The organism is Intrasporangium flavum (genome assembly GCF_001956915.1).
Taxonomy (GTDB): domain Bacteria; phylum Actinomycetota; class Actinomycetes; order Actinomycetales; family Dermatophilaceae; genus Monashia; species Monashia flava.
Map to the genome: position 1 here is coordinate 93,027 of NZ_MLJO01000003.1, position 24,409 is coordinate 117,435.

The following is a 24,409-nucleotide window of genomic DNA, read 5'->3' on the forward strand; positions in this document are numbered from 1 at the left end:
GACGCGGTGGCCGTGGCGGGCCGAACGGCTCCTCAGGTGGAGACCTTGGCGATCGCCTTGAGGACACGCTGCGGCGACACGGAGTAGGCCGTGCCGAGGGTCTGGGCGAAGAGCGAGACCCGCAGCTCCTCGATCATCCAGCCGATGTCGACGACCTCGCGGGCCCCGCGCTGGGCCGGGCGCAGCGTCTCGAGCAGGTCGGCGTAGCGACCCTCGACGAGGTCGACCTGGTCGAGGGACTGCGCGTCGCGCGCGAGGTTGGCCGGTGCCTTCTCGAGGCGGTGCTCGGCGGCGCGCAGGTAGCGCTCGAGGTCGGGCAGCCGGGCCAGGCCGGTGTCGGCGACGAACCCCGGCCGCACGAGCTCGCGCAGCTGGGCGCGGACGTCGGCGAGCACCGGGCGCAGCGCGGGGCTCGCGGAGCGGTCGAGCTCGGCCAGGCGGTTGGTCAGGGCCAGGTGGCGGGCCAGGACCGGCTCGACGAGCCCCACGACCTGCACGACGCGGGCCGTCGTGTGGGTGCGCACCGCCGACAGGGCCCACTCGAAGTCCTCGCGGGTACGCACCGTGTGGTCGACGCGTCCGGCGCCCGGCCCCTGCCCCCCTGCCGTGTCGGCGCTGATGGCGTCGACCGCGCAGGCGAGGCAGTCCTCGAGCAGGGCCGGCACGCTGCCGTGCGGGTTGTGCCCGAGCGCGAGCTTCTGGGTGTTGGTGAGGCGGGCCAGGACCTGCTTCCACGGTGGGGTGATGCCGAGCAGGAGCAGCCGGCGCACGCCGAGGCGGTGCTCGGCCTCGGCCTCGCCGCGCGTCGGCAGGACGCGCAGGTCGACGGCGGACCCGGTGTCGACGAGGGCCGGGAAGCCCTGCACGCCGTCGGCGCTCTCGAAGGTCTCGGGAACGCCCTCGTCGGGGAAGGCGGTCAGCCCGGTGCGCTCGAGGCTCGAGCCGGCGCGCCGGACCTGTCGACGCAGCTGTGGCGTGGCCGCCTCCCGCACGGCCTCGAGGTCCTTGCCGGTGGCCACGGGCCGCCCGTCGGGGCCGTCGACCGAGAAGGTGACCCGCAGGTGGTCCGGCACCCGCGCCCAGTCGAAGTCGGCGGGCGAGACGGCGGCCCCGGCGCGCCGGCGCAGCACCGTCGCGAGTGCCGGCAGCAGCGGGCCCGAGGTCGGGTCGAGCTCGGGCAGCACGGCCCGGGCGTGGTCGGGCGCCGGCACGATGAGGCGGCGGACCTGCTTGGGCAGCGAGCGGATCAGGGCGGTCACGAGCTCCTCGCGGAAGCCCGGAACCTGCCAGTCGAACCCGTCGGCACTCACTTGGTTGAGGCGGTCGACGGGGACGTGCACCGTGACGCCGTCGTCGGGCGCGCCCGGCTCGAACCGGTACGTGACGGGCAGGACGTTCTCGCCCTGGGTCCACGTGGTCGGGTGGTCGGCGTCGGCGATGCTGCCGGCGCTCTCGCGCAGCAGGAGCTCCTCGGTGAACGTCAGCAGGTCCTGCTCGGTGCGCCGCGCCTTCTTCCACCACGAGTCGAAGTGCCGGCCCGAGACCACCTCGGCCGGGACCCGCTTGTCGTAGAAGGCGATCAGAGTGCTGTCGTCGACGACGATGTCGCGGCGTCGAGTGCGCGCCTCGAGCTCGCCGAGCCGCTCGACGAGGGCGGCGTTCTCGCGCAGGAACGCGTGCTCGGTGCTCCAGTCACCCTCGACGAGGGCGTGCCGGATGAACAGGTCACGGGCCAGCTCGGGGTCGACCCGTCCCAGGCCGACGGTGCGCCCGACGACGATCGGCACGCCGTAGAGCGTCACCCGCTCCGTGGCGATCGCCGAGCCGCGCCGACCCGACCAGCGCGGCTCGGAGTACTGGCGCTTGACGAGGTGGGCGCCGAGGTCCTCGGCCCACTGCGGGTCGATGCGGGCCGTGGTGCGCGCCCAGAGGCGGGTGGTCTCGACGAGCTCCTCGGCCATGACGAACTGCGGCTGTTTGCGGAACAGCGCCGAACCGGGGCTGATCGCGAACCGGGTGCCGCGCGCCCCGGCGTACTCGCGGCGCTGCTCGTCGCGGACGCCGACGTGCGAGAGCAGGCCCGCGAGCAGCGACTGGTGGATGGCGTCGGTGTCGTACTCGCCGTGGACGCTGCCGCGGGTGACGTCGAGGCCGGCCTGCTTGGCGGCCTGGCGCACCTGGCTGTGCAAGTCCTGCCACTCGCGCACCCGGAGGTAGTGGAGGTACTCGGCCTTGCACATCCGGCGGAAGGCGCTGCTGCTCAGCTCCTTCTGCTGCTCCTTGAGGTAGGACCAGAGGTTGAGCCACGAGACGAAGTCGCTCGTGTCGTCGGCGAACCGCTTGTGCGACGCGTTCGCGAGCTCCTGCTTGTCCTGCGGACGCTCCCGCGGGTCCTGGATCGACAGCGCCGCGACGACGACGAGCACCTCGCGCAGCACCCCCCGCTTGTCCGCCTCGAGCACCATCCGCGCGTGCCGGGGGTCGATGGGCAGGGTTGCGATGGTGCGTCCCATGGAGGTCAGGCGCCGCCCGGGTCGACGACGCCCTCCGGTTGCTGCGTCGTCGTCGGGCGCGAACGCCTGCAGCTCCTCGAGGAGCCGGACGCCGTCGGTGACCTGGCGCGAGTCGGGCGGGTCGACGAAGGGGAACCTCGCGATGTCGCCGAGGCCGAGGCTCGTCATCTGCAGGATCACCGAGGCGAGGTTGGTGCGCAGGATCTCGGGGTCGGTGAACTCGGGACGGCTGTCGAAGTCGTCCTCGGAGTAGAGGCGGATCGCGATGCCCTCGGCGACGCGCCCGCACCGGCCGCTGCGCTGGTTCGCGCTCGCCTGGCTCACCGGCTCGATGGGCAGGCGCTGCACCTTGGTCCGCTGGCTGTAGCGGCTGATGCGCGCCGTGCCGGTGTCGATGACGTACCGGATCCCCGGGACGGTGAGGGAGGTCTCGGCGACGTTGGTGGCCAGCACGATCCGCCGGCCGGTGTGCGAGGAGAAGACGCGGTGCTGCTCGGCCGCCGACAGCCTGCCGTAGAGGGGGACGACCTCGGTGACGGGCAGCTTCATGCCGTTGAGCGCGTCGGCAGCGTCGCGGATCTCGCGCTCGCCGGAGAAGAACACGAGGATGTCGCTGCTCGTGCCCGAGTGCCGTTCGGTCCACAGCTCCTCGACGGCCTCGCAGACGCCGGTGACCATGTCCCGCTCCTCGGCGTCGGGACGGTCAGGGTCGACGAGCGGGCGGTAGCGGATCTCGACCGGGTAGGTGCGGCCGGACACCTCGATGATCGGGGCGGGCTCCCCCGACGTCGGGTCGGCGAAGTGCCGGGCGAACTTCTCGGGGTCGATCGTCGCCGACGTGATGACGACCTTGAGGTCGGGCCGGCGCGGCAGCAGCTGCTTGAGGTAGCCGAGGATGAAGTCGATGTTGAGGCTGCGCTCGTGGGCCTCGTCGATGATGATCGTGTCGTAGCGGCGCAGCTCGCGGTCGCGCTGCATCTCGGCGAGCAGGATGCCGTCGGTCATGACCTTGACGAGCGTGTCGCGGGTGGCGTGGTCGGTGAACCGGACCTGGTAGCCGACCGCCTGCCCCAGCTCGACGTCGAGCTCCTCGGCGAGCCGCTCGGCCACGGCGCGGGCGGCGATGCGACGTGGCTGCGTGTGGCCGATCTGCCCGTCGAGCCCGCGCCCGAGCTCGAGGCAGATCTTCGGGATCTGGGTCGTCTTGCCCGAGCCGGTCTCGCCGGCGATGACGACGACCTGGTGGTCGCGGATCGCGGCGGCGATGTCGTCGCGTCGGTCGACGACCGGCAGGTGCTCGGGATAGGTGATCGGCGGCACCGTGGCCGCGCGCGCTGCCCGACGCGCCTCGCGCTGCTCCGGCGTCGGTCCGCGCCCGGCCGTCCGGCCCTGGCCGCCGCCGCGTCCTCGGCGCCGCGGTGGCCGCGAGCGCGCAGGAGCGTTCGCGGGCTGGTCGGACATGACCGACAGCCTAGGCGGGCCACGGGGTGCCGGTCGCACGGGTTTCCGCCAGCGGCCGCGGCGGCGGGAACCGCGGGCGGACACGCGGCCTCTCACCGGCGACCACCGCGGCGCGCCCACCTCTGCTTGGATGAGCCGTCACCGATTCAGGGGGAACGAACGTCGTGACCGACACGCCACAGCGCCCGGACGCGCTCTCGCCGCAGTACGAGCCCGGCGGGCCGCCGCTCGACCCGACGGCGCCCGTCCTGCCGGCTCCCGAGCCGCAGGCGACGCCGGACCCGTCGTCGGACCGGTTCTCGGCGTTCGACGAACCGGCCGCCAGGCCACCGTCGCCTCCCCCGGTCGCGCACGCCGCTCCGGCCCCACCCGGCCAGGCCTCACCGCAAGCCTCGTCGTCGGTCTCGTCGTCGGTCTCGTCGTCGGCCGAGGCGCGGGCCGCGCGTGCCCGACGCGTCATCCTCCGCCTCAGCGTCTTCGCCGGCATCGTCATCGTGCTGCTGGTCGTCCTGGTCGTCGTGGCCGCCCCGCGCTCGTCGGACTCCGGCAGCTCGAGCACCTCGGCCGGCCGACAGGACGACGACACGGCACTGCCGGTGACGCCGGTGTCGGTCGCACCCTCGGAGGTGCCGTCGGTGCCCCAGCACCCGACGCAGGTGCGTGTCGAGTTCCATGGCACCGGACGCGTCGTCGACCTGCGTCTCTACAGCAGCGGCGGCCGCACCACGCAGCTGACCGGTGTGACGCTGCCGTACGCCGCCGAGCTCTCGGTCGACCCGGACGACGCGTACTTCTCCTTCAGCGCCGACGACTACGGCTACCGCGGCACCCAGGCGATGAGCTGCAGCGTGACCATCAGCGGCGTCGAGCTGTCCCGGTCGGTGGGCATGCAGTCCGTCGACTGCAAGGTCTCGGACGGCTCGTGGCGGAACAGCCGACCGTGAACGACGCCGACCGGACGATGCAGCCGAACCCCGACCATGACCGCCACGTCGCCTTCCCCGACCTCGACGACATCCCGACGCGTCGGGCGACCGCCGGCCCGCCGACGATCCGGAGTCGACCCCAGCTGTCGCACACCACCGCCTTCCCGGGCGGGCGACCCGTCCGCCGGCCCGCCACCCCGGTCCGCCCTCCGGGCGCCGGACGCCGATGGGGCCTGTGGGTGGCCGGTGCCGCCGCACTCGCGCTGATGCTCGGGGTCGGCGGCGGGGTGCACGTGGGCGTCGGCGGCGGGTCGACCTCGGTGTCGGTCGGCGCCGAGCCGGAGTACGGCTACGACCCCGGATACGACTCCGGACTCGGGGACGGCTCTGACTCCGGGGGCGACCCGGCACCCTTCAGCTCGTGGACCGAGCTCGGTGACCCCGCACCGCTCGGGGGTGTCGATCCCCTGCCGGCGGGGCGGCGGACCGTCCGATCGGTCCCGGCCGGTGCGCAGCAGCTGCGGGTCGAGGTCGTCGGAGCGGGGCCCGTCGTGGCGTCCGTGGTCGTGACCGTCGGTGGGGCGGACGTCCTCGGGACGCCGGTCGCCGCGCTGCCCTGGGTGGCCGAGGCCCCCGTCGACGCAGGCTCCGGTCCCGACCACTCCACCACGGTCGAGGTCACGGTCGACCAGACCTCCGGGACGGGCACGCTGGAGTGCCGCATCTACGCCGCGGGCACCCTGGTGTCGGTCGAGACCCAGGACGGGCCCGTCACCTGCACGGCGACCCTGCCGGCCCGGTCCCGCTGAGACCGGGCTGCGGCCGGCTCAGATGTCGGCGTCGTCGGCCGAGGCCCGGGCCGCCTTGCGGCGCTTGTTGATCGCGATCCGCAGAGCCATCGCGCGCTGGAAGGCGGTGTGCCAGAACCGGCTGATGACGAGCTCGCGCTCGCCCACCATCTCGCGCACGTCGGCGCCCGCGCCGAGCTTGAAGAGCAGCAGGCCGGTCAGCGGGCTCGTCGCTCCCAGCGAGGTGTTGAAGCCGCGGAAGTCGTAGGCCTCACAGCCCTGCTCGAGGGCGTCCTGCATGGCCTGCCACTGCAGGGCGTTGGACGCACGCGCGTCGCGGTTGCGCTCGGTGGACCCGCCGTAGAGGTAGGAGAAGGTCGGGCCGAAACGGATCATCAGGGCCGAGGCGAGCACGTCGCCGTCGACGTGCGCCTCGTAGAACCAGGCGTGCGGTCGCGACTCGGCGTCGGCGCCCTCCTGCATGAACGAACGGGCCATCGTCTCGAAGTAGGGCTTGGGGCGCGGCAGGAAGTTGTCGCGCTCGGCCGACTCGACGTAGAGGTCGTGGAAGGTGTCGAGGCCCTCGAGCCCGACGGCCCGCACCTGCACCCCCGACTTCGCGGCCTTCTTGACGTTGCGCCGCCACTGCTGGTTCATGCCCTTGTTCAGCTCGTCGACGGTGCGGCCCCGCAGGTCGACGACGCAGAGCAGCCGCGGCTGGCCGACGGCGACGCCGTCACCACCGATGGGCAGCCATTTGTTGCGGCCGAGCCAGGCCTCGAGCGAACGGGCCACCGGGTTGTCGACGGCCGGCTCGAGCGTCGTGAAGCTGAGCAGGCCGCCCTCGGCCACCTGCTTCTTGACCGGCTCGCGGTCCCACACCCGCGACACGACGGGGAAGCCGAGCCGCAGGGCGAACGCGCCGGTGCCCTTCGCCCACGCGACGAGCGGGTCCATCCACGCAGCCGGGTCGGCGGCCACGGCCTCCCACGGCAGCCCTGGCCCCTCGGGCAGGTAGGCGTAGGTGCGCCGCAGCCGCGGGATGCTGCGCGACAGGACCATCCCGGCCCCGACACGGGTGCCGTCGGCGTCGAACCAGCCGAGCGGCGTCCGGCGCCAGCCGGCCTTGGCCCGCCCCCACGCGGGCGTCTGCAGGAAGCTGCCGCCGACGGCGTGGAGCGTGTCGAGCTCCTCGTCGGGGCTGATCTCACGGACGGTGAAGGGGCCGGTGAACGGTCCGGTCCCGGTCGCGGCGGCGGCAGCGGGCTGCGAAGTCATGGCCGCAACCCTAGCGGCGAGCGGCCGACGCTCCGTCCTCGCCGTCACCGGCCCGCGCGGTGTGGTGGATCCACCACAGGCCGACGATCGGGAGCACCAGCGGCACGTAGCCGTAGCCGGCTCCGAAGTGCGACCACACGGTCTTGTCGGGGAAGGCCGAGGGCACGACGTAGGACAGCGTGCCGACGACGAGCACGCCGAGCAGCTCGACGCTCAGCGCCACGGTGGCGAGACGCACCGACGTGCGGTCGCCGCGGGCCAGGCCGATCGTGGCGACGAGGTAGATGACGGCCGCGAGCGCCGACAGGACGTAGGACACCGGTGCCCGGTCGAAGTACTCGCTGATCTGCAGGATCGAGCGGCCCGTCGCGGCGAGGGCGAGCAGCCCGTACACGGCGACGAGCACGCGGCCGAAGCCGTGCCCGGTGTGCGGGGTCTCGTGCTGCTGTGGCTGCTCGGGCGAGGTGTCGTGCGGCTCAGGCGGCATGGAGGCTCCAGACCTGTTGGAGGCGGGCGACGAGGATCGCCACGACGAAGGCCCCGCCGAGCACGACGCCCATGGCCCACTGCGTCTTCTCCTTGATGGCGATGACGACGGTGGCCGGCGGCACGAGCAGGACGGTGAAGAGGTAGGCGATGAACGTGGCGCGCTCGGCGCCGTCGCCGATCGCCGAGGCCTTCGTCAGGCCGACGACGAGCTGCACGAGCAGCGCGACCTCGAGGACGAGGGCTGTGATGACGACGGGGTCATCGACGAGCCGGCGGCGCAGGAGGTGGTGGGCCGCGAGCAGGGCGAGCACGCCGCTGCCGACGAGCAGCACGACGGTGAGCGGTTGGAGCACGCGGCGAGCCTACTGCGTGGGTGGGGCCCGGTCCCCGACCGGTAGGTTTCCCCTGAGGTGGCGCGCGGGCGTCCACCTGACCTGCCGTGAACACCGAGGAGTCCCCGTGCCGATCCGCCCCATCGCGGTCGACCGTGCCGCCGGCGTCCTGCTCGGGCAGGCGTGCGGCGACGCCCTCGGGGTGCCGTACGAGATGGCGGCCCCGCCGGTCGGCGAGGCCGTCATGAAGGGCGGCGGCCTCGGCCCGTACGGGCCCGGCGAGTGGAGCGACGACACCCAGATGACGCTCTGCGTCGCACGGGTGTCCGCGCTCGGGCTCGACCTCACCTCGCCCCGCGGTCTCGACGAGGTCGCCGACGCGTTCACCGCCTGGCTGGACGGCGGCGCCACCGACGTCGGCACCCAGACCCGGGCCGTGCTCACCGAGGCCCGCGCCCTCGAGGGCCGCCCGCACGAGCGCCTGGCGCGCGCCAGCGAGAACCTCCACGCCCGGACCGGGCTGACCGCCGGCAACGGCGCCCTGATGCGCACCTCCGTCGTCGGGCTCTCGGCCCTGACCGACCGGCACGCGACGGCCCGGGCCGCGCGCGCCGTCGCCGAGCTGACCCACGCCGACCAGCTCGCCGGCGACTCGGCGGTGCTGTGGTCCGAGGCGATCCGCGTCGCCGTCACCGAGGGCCGCCTCGACCTCACCGCCGGGCTCGACCTCGTCAGCGCCGCGCACGCCGGCCACTGGGGCGACTGGATCGAGGCGGCCACCGGCGCCGACCCGGGAGCCTTCGGCGACAACGGCTTCACCGTGACCGCCCTGCAGGACGCGTGGGCCGCCATCACCTCGACCGACCGTGGCGACGGATCGGCGATGCACCTGCAGCGCGGGCTGCAGGCCGCCGTCCGGGCCGGGCACGACACCGACACCGTCGCCGCCATCGCCGGGTCGCTGCTCGGTGCCCGCTACGGCGCCTCCGCCGTGCCGACGCAGTGGCGCCGGATGGTGCACGGCTGGCCGGGCCTGCGCGCCCACGACCTCGTCGAGCTCGCGGTGTCGACCTCGATCGGCGGGCGGCGCCACGGCGAGTGGCCCTCCGTCGAGACGGTGGCCGACCCCGCCGTGCCCCCGCTGGCCCAGCCGCACCCCATCGACCCGGACATCCTGCTCGGCAGCATCACCGACCTCGGCCGGGTCCGCGAGCTCGGCGTGCAGGCAGTCGTGTCGCTGTGCCCGCTCGGGCTGCGCGACATCCCCGCGGAGGGCATGTCGGCCCGCGACCACATCGAGTTCTGGATCAACGAGCACGACGACCAGGAGCTCAACCCGCACCTCGACTTCGTCCTCGACGACGCCTCGTCGGCGCTGCGGCAGTTCCGCGCCGAGGGCAAGCGCGTCCTCGTGCACTGCCACCACGGCGGTGACCGTGCCCCGGCCGTCGCCCTGCGCTACGCCGTCGACCTCGGGATCGCGCCCGAGCTGGCCGAGCGTTCGATCCGGGCCGCCCTGCCGGGCATCCGCGGCGAGGGGCGCCTCTGGCACGTGGCGGCCCACGGCGCCTAGGTTGCGTCCATGACCGACCTCGACCACCGGCGCCTCGGCGTCGACCTCTACAACGCGACGTGGGACCTGCTCGAGCGCACCGACCGGGCGCCGGAGGACGACGACGAGATGCTCGCGCGCGCCCACGCGTCGATGTACCACTGGCTGCGGTTCGAGGGCGTGCGCCCGGAGAACGTCGGCCGCGGGCACTGGCTCGTCTCCCGCGTCCACGCCGTCCTCGGTCAGGCCGACGCGGCGGCCTACCACGCGTCGCGGTACGTGACGATCGCCCGGGGCGGCGCCGGTGAGGGCTGGGACCTCGCGGCCGCGCTCGAGGCCTCGGCCCGGGCCGCCGCGGTCGGCGGCGACTTCGACGCCGCGGAGCGCTACGAGGCCGAGGCCCGTGACGTGCTCGCGTCGCTGACCGACCCCGAGGACCGGGAGGTCGTCGAGGCCGACCTCGGCACGCTCCCCCGCCGGGCCTGAGGCGGCCTCAAACGGCCTTGGCCTCGTCGACGAACCGGCACAGGGCGTTGACGGCGCGCAGCTCCTCGGGCGTGTGCACCTCGGCGTCGAGCAGCAGCGGCGACCCGACGACGACGGCCATGGCCTTGGCCCGCGAGATCGCGACGTTGAGGCGGTGCAGGTCGTAGAGGAACGGCACCCCGCGCGGCGCCAGGGCGGCGGTGGTGCTCGCCATCGAGTACACGACGACGGCCGCCTGCTGGCCCTGGAAGCGGTCGACGGTGCCGACGCGCACGCCCTCGGGCAGCACGTGCGCGAGCGTGGCGACGTGGGCGTTGTACGGCGCGACGACGAGGACGTCCTCGGGGCCGACCGGGTGGGCGTGGCCGTCGGCGGAGGTCCACGTGCCCCGGAGGAGGTCGGCGACGAGGTCGCGAACGACCGCGGCCTCCTCCGTGCTGCTCTGCTCGGACGGCTGCGTGTGCGTGACGGCGACCCAGCGCAGGCCGTCTCCCGACAGAGCCCCTGGGGCGTCGACGGCGAGACGCTCACGCCCGGGCGCGGACTCGAGGCGGCCCTCGTAGGCCAGCTCGGACACGAACGCCGTGAGGCTCGGGTGCATCCGGTGCGTGCGGTCGAGGAAGATGCCGCGGTCGGCGGGGATGACGTCGTGGACGAGGGCCTCGTGCCCGCCGCTCTCGCCGTCGCCCTCGGTGCGCAGGTGGTCGAGGGCCGACACCCCCGAGCCGAACGGGTGCACGGCCTTGGTCGGCTGGGTCAGCTGCTGCGGGTCGCCGAGCAGCACGAGCGAGCGGGCGGCCGGTGCGACGGCGACGGCGTTGGCGAGCGAGAACTGCCCGGCCTCGTCGATGACGAGCACGTCGACGGCGTCGACGAGGTCCTCGCGCGCCCAGAGCCAGGCGGTGCCCCCGACGAGCCGGGCCTCCCCCGACCGGATCGCGGCGACGACCTCGGCGTTGTCGGTGGTGTGCCGCACGAGGGACGGCGGCTCGGCCTGCTCGGCCCCCTCCTCGGCGTTGGTGCCGTCCTTGTGCCACGCCGGCCGGTCGACCTCGTGGAGCAGGTTGAGCACGACGGCGTGCGACTGCGCGGTGACCCCGACCGTGAGGCCCGCGTCGAGCAGCTCGCGCACGAGCGCCGAGCCGGCGAAGGTCTTGCCCGTGCCCGGCGGCCCCTGGACGGCCAGCACCTCGCCCGCCAGGCCGGAGCCGACGCGGACGACGGCGTCCTTGGGCGACTCGCCCGGTCGGACCGCGAGCACCTCGGCCGCCGGCACGACCCGGTCGAGCAGGCGCGTCGCGAGGTTGGCACCGCCGGTGAGGGCGAGCTCGCCGGTGCGCGCGATCGACTGGCGCAGGACGGCGTCCATGATCGGCCCCGGGCCGCCGATGCCACGTGGCCGCGGCGGCTCGAGGGTGCGGCTCATCGACAGCTCGACCCAGCCCTCGACGGGGTCGACGGCGACGACCTTGCCGACCGGCGCGTGGGTGTCGACGTCGGGCACGTACTTGCCGACCGAGACCTTGCAGTCCTGGGGCGGGAACGGGTAGCGCCAGACGCGCGAGCGCTTGACCTGCCCCACCTCGACGGGCTCGCCGAGGTCGCCGATCGCCGTGGCGTCCTCGACGAGCTCGGCGGTGTCGAGGTCCTTGTAGCGGAAGAAGTCCCACCACTCGGGGCGCTTCTCGCGGCGGTGCCAGCCGACGCAGCCGGCGAGCAGCTCGTGGCCTGCCTCGACGAGGCGCTCGGTGAGGTCGATCTCGGCGCGCTCCTCGTCGGAGACCTCCTTGAGCTCCTCGGGCAGCGGCCGGGCCAGCACGTGGCCGCCGGCCTCGAGCTCGTGGCGCCGCTGCTCGAGCCAGTCGTGCAGGGCGAGGGTGGAGCGGACGTCCTCCTCGTTGTAGCGCCGGATGTCGGCGAGGATCGCGGGGTCCGCCGTGCCGTCGCCGCGCCCGGCGAGCCACCGCTCGTACTCCACGACCGAGGAGAGCCCGTCGGCGACGCCGTCGCCCTCGGCCGAGCGGGTGTGGCCCCAGTAGAACTCCTCGAGCTTCTTGATCGAGTAGGAGCCCTTGCTGATGCGCACGCCCTGGCGGACGACGGCGTAGAGGTCGACGAAGACCTCGTGGCGCAGCAGCTGGTCGAGCTGTGCCTCACGGGTGGCGTGCTGGCCGACGAGCCGCTTGAGCGCGGTGGTCTCGTAGGGCGCGTAGTGGTAGACGTGCATGCCCGGGTGCCGCTGCCAGCGATCGGTGAGCCAGTCGACGAGCTCGGTGGTGAGCCGGCCCTCCTCGGCGAAGTCGTGGGCCCAGAAGTCGACGAACTCGCCCTCGCGGGTCCAGATGCCGGCGAGGTACTCGCGCCCGGCGCCGCCCTCGGCCCAGGGGTCGCCCTCGAAGTCGAGGTAGACGTCGCCCTCGTCGGGCTCGGGGAGCATCTGCAGCCCGCGGCCCGGCTCGGGGTCGAGCAGCTCGAACTGGGCCCGGCCGGTCTCGCGCTCGGCGAGCTGGAGCCGTGCCTGCTGCAGCAGGCGCCGCCGCGTCGTGGCCGACAGGGCCGGGGCCAGCTGCTCCTCGGTGGAGTCGGCGAGGGCGCGCAGCGTCGGGATGCCGAGCTGCACCAGGGTGGCGCGGTGGTCGGCGCGCATGCCCGCCACCTGGACGAGGTCGTCGCGGTCGAGCCACTCCTGGGCGCACCGCTCCTTCCACCGGCACTGGCCGCAGTGCTGCACGCGGGCCGACTCGGTGGGCCGGGGCCGCTCGATGGCATCGAGCAGCTCCTCCCGGCGGCGTCGGGCGTACGGTGCGACGTCGACGAGTCGCCACGGGTGCTGCTCCTGGTCGCCGGTGACGACGGTGAGCCACTGCGGCGCGACCCCCTGGAGGGTCTCGAGGCGCGCGGCGTACGTGGCCATCTGCAGCAGCGCCGGCACCTTGAGCCGACGAGCGAGCTTGGTGTCGGCGATGTCGTAGCGCCACGGGCCGAAGGCGCTCAGCTCGCCCTCGGGCAGCTCGGCCCGCAGGAGGAAGTCGGCCAGGCCCACCCAGTGGCCGTCGTAGAAGGTGGCCTGGTAGACGACGTCGACGCCGCGGCGCATGGCCTCGACCGTGGCCTCCTCGGCCGCAGCTCCGTGCAGCCCGAGGGCCGCGACGTCGAGGACCTCACGGCCCTCGGCCCGCAGCCGGTCGAGGTAGGCGTGCTCGTGCTCGAGGCCCTTGGCGAAGACGAGGTTGAGCGAGTCGTCCGGTGCGACGCGCGCCGCGCGGGCCCCTCGGGCGGCCCCCGCCGGGCCCAGCGCCTCGAGGTCGAGCGTCGTGATGTGCGCGCAGGCGACGTGCTTGGTGAGGTCCGTCGGGGACAGGACCAGGTGGCCGTCGATGCGCTGCATGCCCCGAGTATGCCGACGCCCTCCGACAGCCCGACATGTCGGGCAGATGACGAGCTGTCCCGTTGGCGCGCGCACACCCCCCTTCGTCGGATAGGTTGCCCCCGGCGTGGCAGGCAAGGTTCGGGGGCGAGCGCCCCTGCGCACGGGGTGCCCGAGCGGGGCTTCGTGCGGACGGAGCCGCGCAAGGAGGATGGGTGTCGATCAACTCTCGGGGGCCGCGACGTCGTCGCGGTCTGGTTGGCACGGTGAGCGCAGGAGCCGCAACGGCCCTCGTCGCCGCGACCCTCGGTGTGACGCCGGCCGGCGCCACCCCTCACGCGACGGTCAAGCACCGGAGCGACAAGCAGCTGCCGAGCACCGTCAAGGGAGCCGGATCCCTCGGCCTCGGCACGCAGCGCACCGGCGGCGACCGGGTCGACCCGGACCTGCGCCGGGCCACGGGCCCCGTCGACGTCATGCTCGAGCTCGACGCCGCCCCGGCGGTGCGGGCCTTCGGCCTGGCCCGCGGTCGGGGCCTCGCCGCCGCCAAGAGCGCCGCCCGGAGCCAGACCTCCGCGGTCAAGCAGGCGCAGCGGGCCGTGGAGAGCCGGTTCGGCTCGAGCGCGACGCGCGCCCGCACGCTCTACCGCGCCCACGCCGCGTACGCCGGCATCGCCGTCCAGACCGACGCGAGCCGCCTCGCCGCGCTCGCGGCGATCCCCGGCGTCAAGGCGATCCACCGGCTGACCCCGAAGTCGACGTCGAACAGCTCCTCGGTCCCCCTCATCGGGGCGCCGGAGGTGTGGGCCGGCAGGGACGACACCGGCGGGGGCATCCGCGTCGGGATCATCGACACCGGCATCGACTACACGCACGCCGACTTCGGCGGCGAGGGCACGACGGCCGCCTTCGAGGCCGCCAAGGCCTCCACCACCTTCCTCGGCACCCCGAAGGTCGTCGGCGGCTACGACTTCGCCGGCGACGCCTACGACGGCGCCGACCCCGCGTCCGTGCCGGTCCCCGACACGAACCCGCTCGACTGCGAGGGGCACGGCTCGCACGTCGCCGGCACGACGGCCGGTCTCGGCGTCGCGGCCGACGGCTCCCCGTGGTCCGGCGGGTACGCCGACCCGATCGACCCCGCGCAGGTCCGCATCGGCCCGGGCGTGGCGCCCGGCGCGAGCCTCTACGCGCTCAAGGTCTTCGGCTGCGACGGGTCGACGAACCTCGTCGGGCAGGCGCTCGACTGGGCCGCCGACCCGAACGGCGACGGCGACGTCTCCGACCACCTCGACGTCGTCAACATGTCGCTCGGCAGCTCCTACGGCTCGCCGCAGGACCCCGACTCGGTCGCCTCGGACAACCTCGCCGCCCTCGGCACGGTCGTCGTCGCCTCGATCGGCAACTCCGGCGACGTGTACGAGGTCGGCGGCTCGCCGGGCAACGCCCGCCGGGTCCTCGGGGTCGCGGCCTCCGACGACGGCAACGACGTCGTCGACGGCCTCAAGGTCGACTCCCCCACCGGCATCGAGCCCGCCGACACCATCGACGGCGACCAGGACGACGTGTTCGCCGCCCTGCGCTCGGACAGCTACGACTGGGCCGGCAAGCCGGGTGTCACCGACACCCCGGTCGTCACGATCGGCGACTGGTCCCAGCCCGTCGGCGCGTCCAACGACATCGACGGCTGCGACCCGTACTCCACGGCCGACGCGTCGACGGTGGCCGGCAAGGTCGTCATGCTCTGGTGGCTCGACGGCAACGGCCGCCGGTGCGGCTCCAAGGTGCGGGCCGACGCGGCCCTCGCCGCGGGTGCCGCGGGCGTCATCTACGGCAGCGACTCCAACGCCTTCTCGGCCGGCGTCGCCGGCAACGCCGGCCTCCCGGCGATGCTGCTCGTCAAGCAGGGGCGCGACGCGGTCAAGGCGCAGCTCGACGCGTCCACCGAGGTCCGCGTCACCATGACGAACGCCCTCCGCAACGCCGTCACGGTCCGCAACCCCGGCGCGGTCGACCAGCTCGCCGGCTTCTCCTCGCGCGGCGTCGGCGTGGCCGGCGGCGTCAAGCCCGACGTCGCGGCGCCGGGCGTCACGACGTTCTCGGTCGCGGTCGGCACCGGCGACGAGGGCATCGCCGAGTCCGGCACCTCGATGGCCTCCCCGCACGTGGCCGGCGAGGCCGCCCTCGTGCGCGCCGCCCACCCGTCGTGGACCGTCGAGGAGGTCAAGGCGGCCATCATGAACACGGCCACCCAGGACGTCTTCGTCGGCCCGGACCACACCGGCGAGGTCTACGGGCCCGAGCGCGTCGGGTCCGGACGCGTCGTCGCCGACGCCGCGGTCGACACCGCGACGCTCGCCTACGTCACCGACGACCCCGGCGCCGTCAGCGTGTCCTTCGGGCCGGTGGCGGTCAGCACGGCGACGCGGACGCTGACGAAGACGGTCCGCATCGTCAACAAGCGACCGACCCAGGACGCGCGCTACACGCTGTCGTACGCGGCGGCGCACGAGACGCCGGGGGTCACCTACACCCTGACGCCGAGCCAGGTCAGCGTCCCCGCCCGCGGATCGGTCGACGTCCTGGTCACCGCGACCTTCACCCGCTCGGCGCTGCGTGCGGTCACCGACCCGACGACCTCCTCGGACCCCGCGGAGGCCGGCATCACGCGCAACCATCGCACCGACGCCAGCGGGCGGATCGTCCTGTCGCCGGTCGGCGGCACGTCCGGCGGCGACCTCCGCGTGCCGGTGTGGTCGGCTCCGCGTCCCGCCTCGAGCATGAGGGCGGCCGCGAGCACGACGGTCACCGGCTCCGGTCGGGTCCAGTACGCGTCGCTGCCGCTCACCGGTTCCGGGGTGGACAACGCCGACGACCCGCAGAACCCGGGTCCGGAGGACTACGAGTCCACGGTCTCCACCTTCCAGCTGCAGGCCACGAGCCCGCGCATCCCGGACTGCTCGCCGTCCCGGGTGCTCGACTGCCTCGGCACCGCCGACGACCGCGGGGCCGACCTGCGCTACGTCGGGTCGGCCTCCGACTGGGCCGCCTGGGACAACCCCTCGGACGCCCTGCTGACCTTCGGGATCAGCACGCACGGCCAGTGGCGCACCCCCGCCAGCGAGGTGGAGTTCGACGTCAACCTCGACACGAACGGCGACGGCACCGCCGACGCCGTCGCGTACACGACCCGCATCGCGACCTCGACCGACGACTACGACTACTTCCTCACCGAGCTGCTCGACCTGCGTCCCGGGCATGTCGGCGACGTCCTCGACGACCAGTTGACCAACGGCGTCGACGGCTCGTTCGACACCGACCTGTTCAACAGCGACTCGCTGGCGATGCCGGTGTCGGTCGGCGCGCTCATGGACGCCGGTCTCGTGTCCGGCGCCTCGCCGCGGGTGCGGTACTGGGTCACGACGTACAGCCAGAGCGGGCAGGTCGACACCGTCGGCAGCCCGGCCGCCCCGCTGACGGTGAGCCTGGCCTCGCCCGGCCTGTCCGCCTTCGGCGACTACACGACGCTGCTCAACACCGACCTGCCGGGGGCGACGCTCGACGTCTACCGCGACGCGTCGAACGCCGCGGTCGACAAGCCGCAGGGCCTGCTCCTGCTGCACCACCTCAACACCGACGGCTCGCGTGCGCAGGTCGTCACCGTCAAGCGGGCCTCGGGCACGAAGCTCGCGGCCAGCCCGACGTCGATCACCTACGGCGGTCGCACGACGCTGACGGCGACGGTGACGCCGTCGGACGCCACCGGCACGGTGACGTTCGGCTACAACGGCAGGGCGCTGCGCACGGTGAAGGTGTCCGGCGGCAAGGCGGTCCTGCCCGTCACCGGGCTGCCGCGCGGCACCGCGTCGTTCACGGCGGCCTACTCCGGCGACGCCTCGACGGTCGCGAGCCGTTCGGGCACCGTCACGGTCGCCGTCAAGGGGCTGGCGAGCCGCACGGCCCTGTCGGCCAACGTCACGAGCTACCGCTACGGCGGTCGTCCGGTGCTCACCGCGAGCCTGTCGCCCTCGAGCGCCACGGGCACGGTGACCTTCCGCGACGGCTCGCGGGTCCTCGGCACGAGCACCGTGCGCTCGGGCCGGGCGACGCTCTGGGCGCCGGTGCTGTCCAGGGGCACCCACCGCGTCACCGCCACCTACTCCGGGTCGAAGGCCTACAACCCCTCGACGTCGGGAGCGGTGACGCTCACGGTCCGCTGACGCGAAAGGTCCGCTGACGCGACGCGAGTGCCGCCCGGGTCCACCGGGCGGCGCTCGTGCGTGCGGGCCGCTTCGCCCCGACCCCCGGACGCCGTGGGCGCCCGCCGGTACCGTCGCTCCATGGCGACCGCGACGTACAAGGACCTCTGCATCGACGCCAGCGACGCCCACGCGCTGGCGCGCTTCTGGGGCCCCGTGCTCGACCTCGACGTCAACCTCCACGACGACGGCGACGCCGACCTGCGGCGTGCCGGTGAGGTGCTCGTCTGGGTCAACACGGTGCCCGAGCCCAAGACGGTCAAGAACCGGCTGCACCTCGACGTCCACGCGGCCTCGCTCGACCGTGTCCTCGCCGCCGGGGCGCGCGTCGTCGACGAGCAGCCGCGCTGGACCGTGCTCGCCGACCCCGACGGGCAGGAGTTCTGCGTCTTCGTCCGGCAGGCCGGCGACGAGCGGCTCCGCACTCCCCTCTACGAGCTGGTGCAGGACGTCACGGGCGATGCCGACGACGCACACGGGTTGGCCGTGTGGTGGGGCGACCTGCTCGGTGCCACGGCGGTGCGCGACGACGGCTTCAGCCACCTCGAGCACGTCGCCGGTCTGCCGTGCGAGAGCCTCGTGTTCCAGCCGGTGCCCGAGGCCAAGACGGCCAAGAACCGCGTCCACGTCGACGTCACGACCCGCGACGTCGGGGCCGTGGTGGCTGCCGGTGCCGTGGTGCTGCGTCCGCGTGGCGAGGACGGCCTGGGCTGGACGGTGCTCGCAGACCCCCACGGCAACGAGTTCTGCGCGTTCACCGTCGGCTGAGGCCCCCGGCACGCGCGGGAGGCGGCCCTCCCTACGGGGAGGACCGCCTCGCTGGCGGGGTTCTCGGCCCTGATGCTGGCTGGACCGGTCCCGCGTGGTGGGGGGCGAGTGGCCCGCCCACCGCCTCGCTCACCGCAGGAAGCCGTTACCGACCTTACGGCCCCACCACTTGCCCAGGCCCCACGTGTCCCCGGCGTAGGTCGCCGCGAGAACCGCGATGCCCAGTGCCTCGATCCAGTGGCTGTCGACGAGCGGGTTGGTCATGCCCGACTGCCCGAGCGGGAACTCGGCCAGGTACATGAGGGCGAGGAGGAGTGCACCGGTCCAGGCCGCGATCTTCAGGCCTGCGCCGGCGATGAGGGCGATGCCGATCCCGAGGAGGCCGGTCATGAACACCCAGTCGGCCCACGGGCCGGAGATGTTCTTGAAGAAGGTCGCGAACGGGCCCTCGGCGTGCGTCATGAAGCCCTGGGCCGGGGTGCCGCCGTGGATCCATGCCTTCGCAGAGGGGGTGGCGTAGCCGAGGCCGAAGAGCTTGTCGAGGAAGGGCCAGAGGAAGGTGAACCCGAGGACGAGACGCAGGCCGGCGAGCAGCTTGCGAGCGATGTCCGAACGGACGACCTCCTCCTGGAACGTGACGACGCCCTTGGTCGGGTCGTGCGTCGGGGTGCCAGCGGTGCCCGAGTCGCCGCTGACTGGGGTGTCACGGTGGATGGTGGCCATGGTGCTCAACTCCAGAACTTCGAGGTGTTCCGGCAGCTACTCTGTCGGTACTACAAACGGTAGTAGTAGGCCACGACCGGCGACAGGGAAACGGTGTGTGATCCGTGGAACAGCCGTGCGGAGGCTGTGGGTCGGCGTCGGGCGCGGATCAGCGTCGGGCGCAGATCAGCGTCGGGCGCGGATCAGCGTCGGCACCTCGAGCTCGCCCGGGGCCTCGGCCAGCTCGCGGACGAGGTCGGCCACGGCGTCGAGCGAGGCGCTCACCCCGGCGTAGGAGCCGTCGAGGCGGATCGGCCGGCACAGGATGCGCGTGCCGGCGTTGCGGATCACCATCTCGGAGTCGGGCGAGCGGGCCGCGTTGCAGTGCACGAGCAGGCCGGTGGGCAGGCCCATCGCCGTCGTGTACGCCACGAGGTCGACGTAGTCGCGCGAGGCGAGGTAGCCGTCGGCGCCCATCGAGTACTTCGCGTCGCCGACGAGCACGACCTCGCTCCCGCGGCGCACGACGAGGTCGGGCACCATCGTCACGGCCCGGCCCTCGTCGAGCCAGACGTCCGACTCGGTCTCGATGCGCAGGTCCGGCGCCAGGCGCTGGTCGAGCTCCTGGACCATCCACCGCTTGAAGAGGTCGTCCATGTCGACCATGAGGCTGTTGGCCTGCTGGTCGCCGCTCTGGTGCGACAGCGACATGGCCTGCAGCACGAGGCGCGAGAGGCGCATCGCGTCGTCGTAGTGCTCGTTGAGGCGCGTGACCGGCACGGGCACGGCGTGAAGGGTGGCCGGGGTGTCGCTGACGCCCTCGAAGCGGCCGAGCACCCGCAGGGCCTCGCGACGCACCTGCGGCGCCAGCTGCGGCCAGCTGAGCATCGCCTGCAGGGTGCAGCGGAAGAGCTGGTTCTCGCGGATGTCGTTGGTGAAGTCGTCGTAGCGGCACTGCGGCTCGGCGGCGTTCCACGGTCGGCGCGCGAACTCCTCGACGAGCAGGCGCCCCCGGATGGTGCGCATCCGCTCCTCGCGGCCGACGTAGCCGTGCACGAGACCACGCATCGTCGAGCTGTCGATGAGGCGGATCGCGAAGAAGGCGACGCCGTCGATGAGCTCGTCGGTGTCGCTCCACGTCACGTGCTCGTGGTCGAAGGCGTCGGGCGAGACGCCGGCGCCGAGCATCGCGAAGAAGTTCGTCACCGACACCCGCGGCGTGACGCGGACGACGAGCCCGGGCACCGCGAGCGCCCCGACCCAGCTCGTGGCCCCGATCGTCACGACGTCGGGGTCGGCGGTCGCGTGGATGACGAGCCGCTCCCCCGCCGCGTTGACGAGCGCGGCGCGGGTCTCGCGGTCGAGCCGGACCGGCCCCGAGCGTCCGTGCTCGGGGATCGGGGGCAGCTCGATGGTCACGGCCTGCTGAGGTCGAGCTGGCCGTAGCGGGCGAGGACGTTCTCCCAGCGGAACTGCGCGAGCTCGTGCTCGCGACCGTACAGCTGGTCCTCGATGAACGGGTAGACGTTGTAGTCCCAGATGCGGCGCAGCGCCGACGCGTCGTCGAGGCCCGGGCGCATGAAGTAGCTGTGCCCGATCTGCAGGTGCGGACCCCGGAGGGCACGGCGCAGGTCCTCGTTGACGCGGTCGACGAGGTCGGCCACCCACACGGGACCGTCGTTGGCCTCGAGCCACCGACGGAGCAGACCCTCCATGGGTCCGTCGTGGGGCATGAACGGCACGAAGTCGAAGCGTCGGCGCAGGGCGGCGTCGACGAGCGCGATGGAGCGATCGGCGGTGTTCATGGTGCCGATGAAGTAGAGGTTCGGCGGCAGCTCGAAACCCTCGTCGGGCCGGTAGCTCGTCTTGACCGAGTGCGAGCGGTACTCGAGCAGGAAGAGCAGCTCGCCGAACACCCGCGGCAGGTTCGCGCGGTTGATCTCGTCGATGATCATGATGTGCGGCGTCAGAGGGTCGGCCTCGGCCGCCTCGGCGAGGAGCGCGAGCGGACCCTTGCGCAGCTCGTAGACCATCTGGCCCTGGTGGTCGATCTGCGGGCGGAAGCCCTCGAAGAAGTCCTCGTAGCTGCTGCTCGGGTGGAACTGCACGATGTCGCGCTTGGCCGGGTCGGGCTGCAGGGCCTGGGCGAACCGCTGCGCCAGGTAGGTCTTGCCGGTGCCGGGAGGCCCGTAGAAGATGACCTGCTTCTTCTCCTCGAGCAGCGCCCGGATCTCGCGGAGGAACGACTCCTCGATGAGCAGCTCCTGGGCCGCCTCGCCGATGGCGTCGTGGTCGGGCACGAGCGCCTTGTCGGAGCGGCGCATCAGCCAGTGCGCGAGCTGGGCCTGGCCCCACGGGTCGTCGGGCAGCAGCGGGTCGAGGGTCTGCTTGAGCAGGGCGTTGGTCTCGACGTGGGTGCGCCCGCGCGACTTGCCCTCGGTCCAGCGGGCCGGACCGCCGAGCCGCTTGAGCATCGCGACCTTGCCGGAGTCGCCGCCGAGGGCGAAGAGCGGCAGCCAGTGCTCGGGGTGGGCGATGGCGAACAGCTTGAGCACGACGCTCTCGCCGAAGCCCTGGACGGGGAGGTCCTCCGAGCCGAGGACGCGGTTGATCCGCTCCTCGTCGCGGCCCTCGCCCCAGAGCAGCTCGCGGACCATGAGGCGCAGCTGGTCGATGCCGGCGGCGTCGAGGGCGTTGATCGAGCTGATGAGCACCGACTGCGCGCCGATGTCGCCGTAGCCGCGCGTCGACACGATGCGCTTGAAGGTCGGCAGGTCGAAGTCCTCGAGCCCCTCCTTGGACAGGCACGCGGCGAAGACGCGGCGCTGCTCCTGGTGCCAGGCGTCGCGCTCGTTCGGGTAGGGCCGCTCGGCGCGGAAGATCTCGACCTCGCTCTCGAGGTCGACCATGGCGGCCAGCTCGAGCTCGGGGTCGTCGACGGTGCCGCGCTGGCTCGAGTTGAGGAAGCGCAGCAGCGGCGTCAGGGCGCGGGCGGTCGTGACGATGTCGTCGGCGAAGTCGGCCCGGCCGAGGGCCTCCTCGCCCTTCCACCAGCGACCCGCGAACACCTCGCCGGACGCGTACTCGCGCCCGAGTGGCTCGAGCCGGTCGGGCCGGCCGTCCTCGTGGACGCGGACGAACGCCAGGCCGCGCGGCAGGTGCTCCTGCACGAGCGTCGCGACCTCGCGCAGCTGCTCGTCGCCCTCGCCCTCCCAGCCGCCGTGAAGGCCGAAGGCGACGCCGGAGGGGGTGACCCAGAGCCGGAACCCGGGCGCGCCGGCGCCACCGACGAGGATCCACGACGCATAGAGGTCGGAGCGGTAGGCGGAGTCCTCGCCCGCGTGCTGCTGCAGCGCGAGGGTCGGCGCCTCGAGGTAGAGGCCGGTCTCGGTGGAGAGGCGCTCGATGAGGCTGTCGGACACGTGGTCGGCCTCGCCGCGCAGCTGGCGGGCGAGGTCGGCGGCACGCTCCTCGTGCCGGCCGCTCGCGTAGCCCGTGGCGGGGCGGAACTCGGCGGCGAGCTCGGCCGCCTCGACGCAGACGTCGAGGATCTTCGGGGCGATGCCGACGAAGGCCTCGGTCTCCTTGAAGTACCAGAGGATGCGGGCCGCGTAGCGGGGGTCCTCCGGCCGCAGGGCGGCGCAGAGGTCGGCGTAGGCGACGTACCGCTCTGCGTGGCTCAGGCCGCGCTCGAGCCAGCCGAGGCGCTGCAGCATGTGGGGGGCGTTCTCCCACATGAGCGGCCAGGCACCGCCGTCGTCGGTGGACCAGAACAGCGACAGGACGTAGGCGGTCTGGGCCGGGCTCGGGGCGCGGTGCCCGCGGGATCCGCCGCGGGCCAGGAACGCCTCGATCGCCTGGAGCTTGTCGGCGGCGTCCTGCGGCGAGGCGGGGGTCTGCAGGGTCAGCTTGAGCAGCCCGACGACCTCGGCGTACTCCTCGTCGGCGCGCCGCGCGAGGGTGGCGAGCCAGGGGCCGCCAACCGGGCCGAAGCCGACGTACGGGCCGTCCTTGCGGGCCCACTGGTTCATCGCCTCCTTGAAGGCGACGAGGTCGCTGCTCGCGACGAGGTCGGCGAGGATCTCGCGGAGCTCGCCGTTGCGGGCCGCGCGCTCGGAGTCGAGCTCGGTGAAGAGGGCCTGGGCGTCCTTGTCGGCCTCTGCGGCACGCTCGATGAGCGTGTACTTGGCGCGCCATCGCTTGACGTCGACGGTGTCGGTGCGTGTCATCGGGCTCCCTTGCACGCCCACTTCTCGGGCGTCGTAGTGACTGCGCGTGTGGAGGTGCGCACAGGACCGCACGAAAGGTTACCTGTCGGTCGTCGCTGCTCCGAACTGGCGGCCTCCCCGAACGGGAGACCTTCGGATCCGGTGCCCTGCCACCCCGGATCCCACGGAACCGGTCGGTCTCAGGCGGGCGGCGCCGTCCCGGGGCCGCCGGCGGGCGTGGCGGCGTGCGGCAGGAGGGCGTCCTCGTCCTCGGCGTCGCTCATCCAGCGCGAGCCGGCCGAGCCCGAGCTCTCCCCCGACCTCGCGCCGGCGAAGTCGGACGGCTCGGTCGCGTCAGTGGCATCAGGAGCGATCTCACGCGTCACCCGGTGCACGGTGAGCAGCCAGGTGAGGCCTCCGCCCGCGACGAACGCGACGAGGAGCAGGGCCGCCTTCACGACCGCACCTGCCCGCCCGCGGGCCCGTGGTCGGCGAACGCCTCGTCGGCCGAGCGTGCGGGCACGCGGGCCGCTGACACGGCGAGCGCCACGAGGGAGCCGAGCACGAAGGTGACGACGCTCCACAGGAACGGGCTCCAGAACCCGCCGGCCGAGCGCCCGAGGAGGCCGAGCGCGACGGTGACGACGGCGAGCGCCGCCCACCACGAGGCGCCGACCTCCGTGCGGTAGCGCCGGGTCACCTGCTGGGCCGTCCGTCCTCCGCTCACACCCGTCCCGTACCCGCTGCCGGCTGCGGGGACACGGCGACGCGGCGACACGGCGACACGGCGACACGGCGACGCGTCAGGCGGCCGCGCACCCGCTCTCGGGCACCAGCGTGCGCACGTCGTCGTGGCCGGCGACGGCGACGGCGTGCAGCCGGACGCCGGTGTCGCGGCAGGCCGCCTCGAAGACGTCGCGACGCTCGAGGTCGCGCGGCGTCGGCTCGGGCGCGCCGGGGCGGGCGAGGACGACGGCGACGTCGTGCACCTCGTGGCGGGTGAGCTCGGCGAGGAAGCGCCGCAGCACGTCGGGGGTCTCGGTGCCCTCGGGCAGGCGCACCGGCTGGAGGAGTCGGCCGTTGGGGTGGCAGAGCAGGACGTACGTGGCGCCGTCGGACCTCGAGCGGTCGGTGGCGATGAGGTCGGCGACGCCCTCGAAGACGTCGGGGTGGGTGACCGGTCGCTGCGCCCAGTCCCTGGGCAGGTCCTCGAAGTGCATGACGACGAGCATCCCCGCGACCGGTGACAGTCGTCCCGCGTCGTCCACAGGCTCAGGTCG

Annotated in this window: 17 protein-coding genes; 6 read left to right on the forward strand and 11 right to left on the reverse strand. The window is 73.5% G+C overall.

What is annotated here, in order from left to right; translation table 11 throughout:
• Positions 1–32: 32 nt before the first annotated feature.
• Entirely contained in the window at positions 33–3,974 is a 3,942-nt protein-coding gene (gene hrpA / locus BIV28_RS02085) for an ATP-dependent RNA helicase HrpA (RefSeq protein WP_076258889.1), read from the reverse strand.
• Between the two features lie 164 nt (positions 3,975–4,138).
• Between hrpA and BIV28_RS02090 the strand changes: the two genes are divergently transcribed.
• Both BIV28_RS02090 and BIV28_RS02095 read left to right on the forward strand, forming a co-directional pair.
• Positions 4,139–4,918, forward strand: coding sequence for a hypothetical protein (locus tag BIV28_RS02090; protein WP_076258891.1), 780 nt, complete (start codon positions 4,139–4,141; stop codon positions 4,916–4,918).
• Positions 4,915–5,709: a hypothetical protein gene (locus BIV28_RS02095; RefSeq protein WP_076258892.1), complete on the forward strand. Its 795-nt coding sequence runs from the start codon at positions 4,915–4,917 to the stop codon at positions 5,707–5,709. The genes BIV28_RS02090 and BIV28_RS02095 overlap by 4 nt, the downstream gene beginning before the upstream one ends.
• Before the next feature lie 18 nt (positions 5,710–5,727).
• Here the strand turns inward: BIV28_RS02095 and BIV28_RS02100 are convergent, their stop codons facing one another.
• The 3 genes from BIV28_RS02100 to BIV28_RS02110 are packed head-to-tail and all read right to left on the reverse strand — an operon-like array spanning position 5,728 to position 7,808.
• Positions 5,728–6,966, reverse strand: coding sequence for a lipid II:glycine glycyltransferase FemX (locus tag BIV28_RS02100; protein ID WP_076258894.1), 1,239 nt, complete (start codon positions 6,964–6,966; stop codon positions 5,728–5,730).
• A 10-nt stretch (positions 6,967–6,976) separates the two neighbouring features.
• Positions 6,977–7,453, reverse strand: coding sequence for a hypothetical protein (locus BIV28_RS02105; RefSeq protein ID WP_076258896.1), 477 nt, complete (start codon positions 7,451–7,453; stop codon positions 6,977–6,979).
• Positions 7,443–7,808: a hypothetical protein gene (locus tag BIV28_RS02110; RefSeq protein WP_076258897.1), complete on the reverse strand. Its 366-nt coding sequence runs from the start codon at positions 7,806–7,808 to the stop codon at positions 7,443–7,445. The genes BIV28_RS02105 and BIV28_RS02110 overlap by 11 nt, the downstream gene beginning before the upstream one ends.
• Positions 7,809–7,914: 106 nt before the next feature.
• On the opposite strand from BIV28_RS02110, the gene BIV28_RS02115 reads away from it, so the two are divergent.
• Positions 7,915–9,360 (forward strand): ADP-ribosylglycohydrolase family protein, encoded by a 1,446-nt coding sequence (locus BIV28_RS02115; protein WP_076258899.1) that lies wholly within the window; start codon positions 7,915–7,917, stop codon positions 9,358–9,360.
• 9 nt (positions 9,361–9,369) lie between these two features.
• Complete coding sequence (locus tag BIV28_RS02120; protein WP_076258901.1) at positions 9,370–9,825, forward strand: hypothetical protein; 456 nt, start codon at positions 9,370–9,372, stop codon at positions 9,823–9,825.
• Positions 9,826–9,832: 7 nt separating this feature from the next.
• Here BIV28_RS02120 and BIV28_RS02125 read toward each other — a convergent pair whose 3' ends face one another.
• Positions 9,833–13,213: a TM0106 family RecB-like putative nuclease gene (locus BIV28_RS02125; protein WP_076258902.1), complete on the reverse strand. Its 3,381-nt coding sequence runs from the start codon at positions 13,211–13,213 to the stop codon at positions 9,833–9,835.
• Positions 13,214–13,458: 245 nt separating this feature from the next.
• On the opposite strand from BIV28_RS02125, the gene BIV28_RS02130 reads away from it, so the two are divergent.
• Together BIV28_RS02130 and BIV28_RS02135 are read left to right on the forward strand one after the other, a co-directional pair.
• On the forward strand, positions 13,459–17,412 hold the full coding sequence (locus BIV28_RS02130; RefSeq protein WP_207555709.1) for a S8 family serine peptidase: 3,954 nt from the start codon (positions 13,459–13,461) through the stop codon (positions 17,410–17,412).
• Between the two features lie 120 nt (positions 17,413–17,532).
• Positions 17,533–18,219 carry a VOC family protein gene (locus tag BIV28_RS02135; RefSeq protein WP_076258905.1) on the forward strand — a complete coding sequence of 229 codons (687 nt, stop codon included), beginning with the start codon at positions 17,533–17,535 and terminating at the stop codon, positions 18,217–18,219.
• A gap of 129 nt (positions 18,220–18,348) precedes the next feature.
• Here the strand turns inward: BIV28_RS02135 and BIV28_RS02140 are convergent, their stop codons facing one another.
• From BIV28_RS02140 to BIV28_RS02165, 6 genes are all read right to left on the reverse strand, one after another.
• Positions 18,349–18,942 (reverse strand): DoxX family protein, encoded by a 594-nt coding sequence (locus tag BIV28_RS02140; protein WP_076258907.1) that lies wholly within the window; start codon positions 18,940–18,942, stop codon positions 18,349–18,351.
• Between the two features lie 165 nt (positions 18,943–19,107).
• Positions 19,108–20,340: an McrC family protein gene (locus BIV28_RS02145; RefSeq protein ID WP_076258909.1), complete on the reverse strand. Its 1,233-nt coding sequence runs from the start codon at positions 20,338–20,340 to the stop codon at positions 19,108–19,110.
• Positions 20,337–23,150 (reverse strand): AAA family ATPase, encoded by a 2,814-nt coding sequence (locus tag BIV28_RS02150; protein ID WP_076258911.1) that lies wholly within the window; start codon positions 23,148–23,150, stop codon positions 20,337–20,339. The genes BIV28_RS02145 and BIV28_RS02150 overlap by 4 nt, the downstream gene beginning before the upstream one ends.
• A 179-nt stretch (positions 23,151–23,329) precedes the next feature.
• A complete protein-coding gene (locus BIV28_RS02155; protein WP_076258913.1) occupies positions 23,330–23,587 on the reverse strand; it encodes a hypothetical protein in 258 nt (85 codons plus the stop codon).
• Positions 23,584–23,856 (reverse strand): hypothetical protein, encoded by a 273-nt coding sequence (locus tag BIV28_RS02160; protein ID WP_207555710.1) that lies wholly within the window; start codon positions 23,854–23,856, stop codon positions 23,584–23,586. The genes BIV28_RS02155 and BIV28_RS02160 overlap by 4 nt, the downstream gene beginning before the upstream one ends.
• A 76-nt stretch (positions 23,857–23,932) precedes the next feature.
• Positions 23,933–24,349, reverse strand: a complete 417-nt coding sequence (locus BIV28_RS02165) for a hypothetical protein (RefSeq protein WP_207555711.1) — start codon at positions 24,347–24,349, stop codon at positions 23,933–23,935.
• Positions 24,350–24,409: the final 60 nt, after the last annotated feature.

Excerpts from the sequence above, each read along its gene's own strand:
- hrpA (WP_076258889.1), bottom strand. The coding sequence starts at position 3,974 with ATGTCCGACCAGCCCGCGAACGCTCCTGCGCGCTCGCGGCCACCGCGG.
- BIV28_RS02100 (WP_076258894.1), bottom strand. The coding sequence starts at position 6,966 with ATGACTTCGCAGCCCGCTGCCGCCGCCGCGACCGGGACCGGACCGTTC.
- BIV28_RS02105 (WP_076258896.1), bottom strand. The coding sequence starts at position 7,453 with ATGCCGCCTGAGCCGCACGACACCTCGCCCGAGCAGCCACAGCAGCAC.
- BIV28_RS02120 (WP_076258901.1), top strand. The coding sequence starts at position 9,370 with ATGACCGACCTCGACCACCGGCGCCTCGGCGTCGACCTCTACAACGCG.
- BIV28_RS02125 (WP_076258902.1), bottom strand. The coding sequence starts at position 13,213 with ATGCAGCGCATCGACGGCCACCTGGTCCTGTCCCCGACGGACCTCACC.
- BIV28_RS02135 (WP_076258905.1), top strand. The coding sequence starts at position 17,533 with ATGGCGACCGCGACGTACAAGGACCTCTGCATCGACGCCAGCGACGCC.
- BIV28_RS02140 (WP_076258907.1), bottom strand. The coding sequence starts at position 18,942 with ATGGCCACCATCCACCGTGACACCCCAGTCAGCGGCGACTCGGGCACC.
- BIV28_RS02150 (WP_076258911.1), bottom strand. The coding sequence starts at position 23,150 with ATGACACGCACCGACACCGTCGACGTCAAGCGATGGCGCGCCAAGTAC.
- BIV28_RS02165 (WP_207555711.1), bottom strand. The coding sequence starts at position 24,349 with ATGCACTTCGAGGACCTGCCCAGGGACTGGGCGCAGCGACCGGTCACC.